The 6,812-nt window shown below is 68.6% G+C and carries 7 protein-coding genes; 3 read left to right on the top strand and 4 right to left on the bottom strand.

Going from position 1 to position 6,812, the window contains the following annotated elements; translation table 11 throughout:
- The first annotated feature begins 338 nt into the window (after positions 1-338).
- A complete protein-coding gene (locus tag ABW137_RS14200; RefSeq protein WP_526400945.1) occupies positions 339-566 on the top strand; it encodes a hypothetical protein in 228 nt (75 codons plus the stop codon).
- A gap of 42 nt (positions 567-608) precedes the next feature.
- Here ABW137_RS14200 and ABW137_RS14195 read toward each other — a convergent pair whose 3' ends face one another.
- Positions 609-1,349: a cutinase family protein gene (locus ABW137_RS14195; RefSeq protein ID WP_526400943.1), complete on the bottom strand. Its 741-nt coding sequence runs from the start codon at positions 1,347-1,349 to the stop codon at positions 609-611.
- Positions 1,350-1,562: 213 nt separating this feature from the next.
- Between ABW137_RS14195 and ABW137_RS14190 the strand changes: the two genes are divergently transcribed.
- Positions 1,563-1,814: a hypothetical protein gene (locus tag ABW137_RS14190; RefSeq protein WP_526400941.1), complete on the top strand. Its 252-nt coding sequence runs from the start codon at positions 1,563-1,565 to the stop codon at positions 1,812-1,814.
- On the opposite strand, the gene ABW137_RS14185 is transcribed toward ABW137_RS14190, so the two are convergent.
- The 3 genes from ABW137_RS14185 to ABW137_RS14175 form a co-directional block, all read right to left on the bottom strand.
- Positions 1,786-3,783, bottom strand: a complete 1,998-nt coding sequence (locus ABW137_RS14185; protein ID WP_526400939.1) for an MFS transporter — start codon at positions 3,781-3,783, stop codon at positions 1,786-1,788. The genes ABW137_RS14190 and ABW137_RS14185 overlap by 29 nt on opposite strands.
- A gap of 238 nt (positions 3,784-4,021) precedes the next feature.
- Entirely contained in the window at positions 4,022-4,723 is a 702-nt protein-coding gene (locus tag ABW137_RS14180) for a cutinase family protein (RefSeq protein WP_526400937.1), read from the bottom strand.
- Positions 4,724-4,944: 221 nt separating this feature from the next.
- Positions 4,945-5,892, bottom strand: a complete 948-nt coding sequence (locus ABW137_RS14175; protein WP_526400935.1) for an EamA family transporter — start codon at positions 5,890-5,892, stop codon at positions 4,945-4,947.
- 69 nt (positions 5,893-5,961) lie between these two features.
- Between ABW137_RS14175 and ABW137_RS14170 the strand changes: the two genes are divergently transcribed.
- A partial coding sequence (locus ABW137_RS14170) for a LysR family transcriptional regulator (protein WP_526400933.1) occupies positions 5,962-6,812 on the top strand: 851 nt, incomplete at its 3' end.

Raw genomic sequence — 6,812 nt, 5'->3', positions numbered from 1 at the left:
GACCGTCGTGGCTGATCTTCAGCTTCGCGTCGGCCGGTTAGCCCCCGGTTCCGACGCATACGCCGCCAGCGCAGGCACCTGCGCCGCCGGGTCCGGCACCCGCGCCTGCGCCGGGGACTCCGGCCGTTGCCCCGCCGGGGCCTGCGCCTGCACCTGCGCCGGGGACTCCGGCCGTTGCCCCACCTGGTCCTGCACCGGCCCCGGCGCCAGGCACCTCAGCCGTTGCGCCCCCTGGTCCCGCGCCAGCGCCTGCGCCTGGCACCTCAGCCGTCGCGCCACCCTCGCCTGCGCCAGCACTTGGCGCCGTCGTCCCGGCGGGCGTCGTCGGTGGCACCGTCGTGTCCGTCGTGGTGACCGTGGTGGTCGTCGTACTCGTGCTCGAGGTCGTGCTCGAGGAATCGGTGCCGCTGTCGCTTCCGCCACACGCCGCGGTGAGCGTGCTCAACGCGATTACGGCGGCTACCCCAGCGGCGACGGAGAAGCTTCGTTGCGTCCGGGTCGTCGTCCGGTTGGTCGTCGTCCGATTGGTCATAGTCACGCTCGATTCCTGTGTGTGGCCGGGTTGACTGCAACGACTTACCCGCTCGCAGGTGAAGTCAAGCATCGGCTCAGACGGGTTGCCGAGTGACCGACGCGGGCAGCAGGTTCACCACGAACGCGGCGGCCTGGTCGGCCATCCCGTTGCTCTTGTACGCACTATGGGCCGACCGGTCCAGCCCACCCGGGAAGCACACCGGGTCGCCGGGATCGCACAACTGAATGGTCTTGGCGGTGTAGAGCGAACCCACGGTGATGGGCGGCGCGTCGCGGTCGACCAGATTGAGGAACCAGTTGTCCGGAGTGCCGAAGAGGACGACGGCGGCGACGTGATTGGCGATCTCGGGCGGCATCGGCCCGGTGATGCCGTCGGGCAACGCCAATCCAGCGGGGATCGCATCGAAGGTGGTGTACGCGGCGACCGCAGCGCCCTGGGAGTAGCCGCCGAGCACGATCTTGGTGGCGGGGCAGGTCGCGGCGATCTGCTGCACCTGGCGGCTCGCGTCGGCGACCCCCTGGGCGGCTGCCTGAAAGTCCAGCGACGCTGGGTAGTCGACGCCGTAGACGCCGACGGGATTCGCGCCCAGCCGTGCGTTGAGGGCATCGACGAACGCCTGCCCGGTTTCACCGATGCCTGGTGCCTCGAACGTTCCGCGGGCGAACACGACTTGGACCGCCGAGCACGCGGGCTCCGCGGCGGCAACTCCCGCGGCCTGCGGTCCGATCACTGCCGCGCAGGCCACTGCGGCCGCCGCGAGCCAGCGAAATCCTCGTCGTCCGGACGTGGCCTTGGGTGCGGCGCTGGATTTCATGGGGATTCCCTTCGGAGATGCTGTGAGCTTGTCACGTAGAAGGCTGCCGCATCTGGATCGGTGCGCGCAGCGCCGCTGGCCTCCACCGCGGGTACCTGCCAGCAGGTATCGGCCGCTCCCGGCTGGCAGGAACGGGCCGCGACTGTCGTGGGCCGCGATTAGTGGTTAGATCTACTTACAGATTCGATCGCCGAAACTTGGAGCCACACGTCCATGAAGCTGATCAAGACCGTCGCCGCCGTCGGAATCGTCCTTGGCGGACTGACCGCGGGCGTGCTCGGCGGAGGTATCGCCGGCGCCGAGCCGACCCCGCCGCCGGGTTATCCCGTTGGGGATCCACCGCCGCCGGATGCGCCCAAGAAGCCGCCGACCCCGGACTGGTCACCCACCACGCCCGTGGTTTGGGAGCAACTCGGGCATCGCTGGGGTGTCTGGATCAACGGAAGCTTCCTGCCGCTGCACTGACGACCGACTGTTCGGGGACGATCAGAACCGGCGTCGGCGAGTGCGCGACGACGGCGGCGGCAACACTGCCCTGTAAGTGCCCAAGTAGTCCGTCGCGGCGATGGGGGCCCAGCACGATCAGAACGGCGTCGTGCTCGTCGGCTGCGGCGACGATGCCCTTCCACGTCGGAGCGGCCTCGACCGCAATGCTGCGCGCGTGGAAGCCGGCCTCCTCGGCCAGCGACGCCCCATGCGCTGCGGTGCGCTCCGCAGCGCGCCGCACCTCGACGGCGCGGTCGGCGTCGAAATGGCTTCCGTCGGACGGGGTGAACCCGACGTCGACGGGCTGCCACACACAGACGACCAGCGCCTCACGTCCCGTCGCGAGCTGGGTCGCTGCCCGCGAGATGGCACACGCGGCGCGGTCGGATCCGTCGTAGGCGAACAGCACCGTCCCAACGCCAGCCGCGTGCTCCGGCCGGTCGGGTACGGCAATGGGCTGCGCGGCGTCCTGCGCCAGCCCTCGAGGGGCGGCCGACGCGCTCGGCCTGAGCCGGGCCAGAAGCGGCGGCGAGTACCAGGCGGGATCGTCACCGTCGAGGAACCCGTCCAGATCGGGCTTCTGCGGCCTCGCCCCGCTCAGCGCGTATACCCCCACCCCGAACACTGCGCCGCCGATCGCCAGTCCGAAACCGATCCAGAGCGCATCCCCGGTGCCCGCCGTGAGATCGGAGGACGCCGTCGCCGCGAAATGAGCCAGGATCGGCGCGACCATGAACGCGGCCACCGCTCGGAACAGCTCGATGATCGCAAACACGCGCTGAAGGCTGTTGGATTGCAGCGAGAAACCGGCCACGAACAAGGCGGGCGCGACGGTGGCGCCTAGGGCGAGTCCGGTCAGTGCCGCGGCGACCAGAACCAGTGGCTGGTTGGCGGGCAGGGCGATCCGGAACACGACGATGCCTGCCGCGAGCAACACCATGCCGACCAGCGGAAGGTAGTGCAGGGCACGGCGGTTGATGACGATGCCGAATACGACCGCCATCACGACGGCGCCGCCGAGCTCGGGCAGGTACAGCAGCCCGACGTGCACCGGGCTGTACGTCTGCAGCAGCACGTTGGCCGTCAGTGCGGTCGCCGCGACCGACGCCGCAGCGGCGAACAGCGCGACGCCGACGCCGGCGACGGGGATGGCGCTGGTGAGCATCGTGCGGACGGTCAGAAGGGGGCGCCGGGCCCGGAATTGGTAGACCACCAGGCTCACGATCAGAATCAGCCCGCCGAGCATCGGCAGCGAGACCGCGGCGTCGGTGAAGTCGTGCGTGGTCAACTGCGAGGCCCCGATGAACGCCGCCGCACAGCCGACCGCCGCCAAACCGATCGCGGGCAGGTCACGCGGCGCGTCGAGGTCGGCGGGCGGGGCGTCCTCGAACGTCAGGGCGGCCATCACCAATGCCAGCAGTGCGATCGCGGCGATGATCCAGAACAGCGGTCGCCACGCCTGCATCTCGGCCTGTGCCCCGCCGACGAACGGCCCGAGGGCGACGGCACCGAAGACGCACATGTTCATGATCACGGCGGTGTGGCGAAGCTTCGCCTTCGGGAAGCCGATCGTCAGCGGCGGTGCGGCGGCGATCAGCAACATGCTGGTGGCCAGCCCCTGCAGCACGTGTCCGGTGATGAACATGACTTGGCCTTGAGCGGCTGCCGAGAGCACCGAGCCCACCACCAGTACGACCGCGTACAGGATCAGCATCCTGCGCTGCGGAAGGTGCTGGGCGAACTGCACCGCCAGCACCGTGCCCACCGCGTAGGCGGCGTTGCCGAGGCCCGACCCGAGGCTCATCGCCTGGGGCGACATGTGCAGCTGTTCGGAGATGATCGGCACCAGCGGATCGAGTGCCGCGGACAGCGCGAGATAGGGGATCAGCGCGAGGGTGACCATGGCGGCCACGGCGGGGTACCGACCGGCGAGCGGGCCTTGGCGCATCAGCGTCGCCCACAGGCTTCCACGAGGTTCGGTCGGCGACACTGCGCCGCGGTCAGGAGTTGAATGATCCGGCGCACGTGTGCGTCGAACCTGTTTGCGGCGAGCATTGTTCCCATCGGGCCGCATTCGTGTCGAGGGTCACTGTGCGGGTCGGTACGAGACGAGTGTGTGGGTCGTCGGGTGGAACTGTGGGAGTTCCCGAGACGACCCACACACTCGTGGGTGGATGAGGGTGCTTCTAGGTCGAGCTTCCCTTGGGCAGCTTGCCCACCGCGAAGTCCGCGGCCTGATCGGTCAAGCCATCGGCGACGTACATGCCGTGGGCACCGTTGTTGCCGCCGCCCGAGGTCGAGCACACAGGATCATCCGGGATGCACAGGTCGATGGTCTTGGCGGTGTATCCGGGGCCGACGGTGATCGGCGGTGCGCCGGTGTAGATCATCTGCATGAAGCCACTGGACGGCTTACCGAAGAGGGCCACTGCCGCAACGTGATTCGCCACCGAAGGGGGCATGGGCCCGGTGAGCCCTGGCGGTAGGTTGAAACCTGCGGGCACGGCGTCTGCGGTGATGTAGGCCGTCACGGCCGCACCCTGCGAGTACCCACCGAGCACGATCTTGGTGTTGGGACAGGTGTTTGCGATCTCCTGGACCTTGTTGCTGGCGTCGATGACGCCGTCGGCTGCCGTGGCAAAGTCAAGCGAGGCAGGATAATTCACGGCGTAGACGTCGACGGACTTTCCGCCGCTCTTCGCGATCAGCGAATCGACGAACGCCTGCCCAGTGTTGCCGATGCCTGGGGGTTCGAAGGTCCCGCGTGCGAACACCACCTCCACGTCCGGACAGGCTTCGGCGTACGCGGGAGCCGCGACGACGGCCGGGGCTGCGGATGCCATCAGCACTGACGCCACGGTTATGAACCAACGACTGATCTTCTTCATCTTCGACCCCGTCTGATCTCGATTCCTGCTCCGCGGCCGGCACCCTTGCCTCTCTGCGGACCGCAAGGAAGTACCCAGCGGATTTTCCTCCAAAACCCAGGATTCGGAGATTTGAGCGAGAGCTTTTGCTCACCCATTTCGGGGTGCACGCCGGGAGTCGTTCGCGCACTGCCACTTCTGGCCCGAACCGGCTGCACCCACTCCGCCGCACGTGTCGTCGGTCACCCGACGGCGTGATCGCCGGTCGGCGGTTTCACCGGTGCGAATCCTCGGAGGGTGACCAGGACGTTGCCAAGGACGATCAGGGCGATGCCGACCCACTCGTGGAGGTCGAGGGCCTGATGCAACATCACCCACCCGACCAAGGCGGCCCACACGGGATTGATGCTGGTGAACGTGCCGAATACCTGGGCCGGGACCCGACGCAAGGTGATCACGTCGGCGGCGTAGGGCACGATCGACGCCAGCAGGCCGCAGGCGACGGCCAGGGCGATGGACGCCGCGGTCGGTCCGTGAAAGACGAACCAGGCCAATCCGATCGGCGTCCAGACGGCGGCGCTGACGAGGCTGGCGGTGGCGGTGCCCTGCAGCCCGGTGAAGCGTTGGCCGAGTGTGCGGTTGAGCAGGATGTAGCAGGCCCAGGCGATCGCGGCCAGCAGTGCCGACCCGATGCCGATCACATCGGTGGTGGGCCCGGGGTTGGTGAGCACCACGACGCCGACGGCCGCCAGAAGGGCACACGCGGCGTCGAGCCACCGCCGTGAGCTGATGACTGCGACGGCGAGGGGGCCGAGGAACTCGAGCGTGACCGCGAGGCCCAATCCGATGCGCTCGATCGCGACGTACAGGCAGATGTTCACCACGCTGAAGACCAATGCCAGACCGAGGATGGGCCACCACTGATCCTTGCGCAGCCCTCGCAACTTCGGTCGCACCATCAGGGTGAGGACGGCCGCGGTGACGAACTGACGCACCGCGACGACGCCGACCGGACCGATGGTGGGGAACGCCAGGGCGCCGAGGCCTGCACCGACCTGATTGGACGCGGAGCTGCCGAGGATGAGGGCGATCCCCGCGGCGCGCTGACGCGGTGTCGCCGTCGCGGCCGACACTGGCACGCCGCGGACCGGCGCGGTGCGCGCGCCGTCCCTGGTGTCGAGGGAATCCATGCCACGAACGTAGGTGACGACATCGCCATCGACCTAGTGCATGTTTTGGAGCTGCCATACGATTTGGTTATGGACTGGAGCCTTCGCGAGCTGCGCTTCTTCGTCACTGCGGCCGAGGCTGGGTCGTTCACCGATGCCGCTGCGCAGCTGTACGTCTCGCAGGCCGCGGTCTCGCGCACGATCGCGGGTCTTGAGAAGGTGCTCGGCGACCGACTGCTTCGGCGGGTACCACGCGGGTGCGAACTGACCAGCACCGGCAAGCAGGTACTGCCGCACGCTCAGCGGGTGCTGTCCGAGGCGGACAGGTTCACCGAGTTCCTGACTTCGCGGCACGATGTCCTGCGGCTGGGGTATGCCTGGGCGGCACTTGGGCGGCACACCGCGCGCCTGCAACGCGATTGGGCACACCGCCACGACACCATCGAGCTGGAGCTGGTCCGCCACAACTCGCCGACGGCGGGTCTGGTCGAGGGTGTGTGCGACGTCGCGATCACTCGCCGCCCCGTCGACGAGAAGAGGTTCGACTCAGTGGTGGTGGGCCTGGAACGCCGACTGGTCGCCTTCGCCTCCGACGATCCGCAATGGTCGCGCCGCCGCCAACTGAGCATGGCCGAGATCGCCGACCGCGCCGTGGTCATCGACCCTCGGGTCGGAAGCACCAGCAGTGCACTGTGGGCCGACTCCGATCAGCCACCCCGGTTCATCGAATCCACCGACGTCGACAGTTGGCTCGACGCCATCGCCGCAGGTCGTGGGGTGGGGACGACGGCCGAGGCCACCGCCCACCGTCACCTGCACCCCGGCGTCACCTACCGGCCCATCAAGGATGGTCCACGCATTCCGGTCCGGCTCGCCTGGTGGCGCACCGACCGCCCCGCCGGACTCGGCGATCTGGTCGACGCCGTCACCCAGCTCTATGC

Source organism: Mycobacterium sp. (assembly GCF_040509115.1).
GTDB lineage: Bacteria > Actinomycetota > Actinomycetes > Mycobacteriales > Mycobacteriaceae > Mycobacterium.
This window is presented reverse-complemented; position numbering and strand designations above follow the sequence as displayed.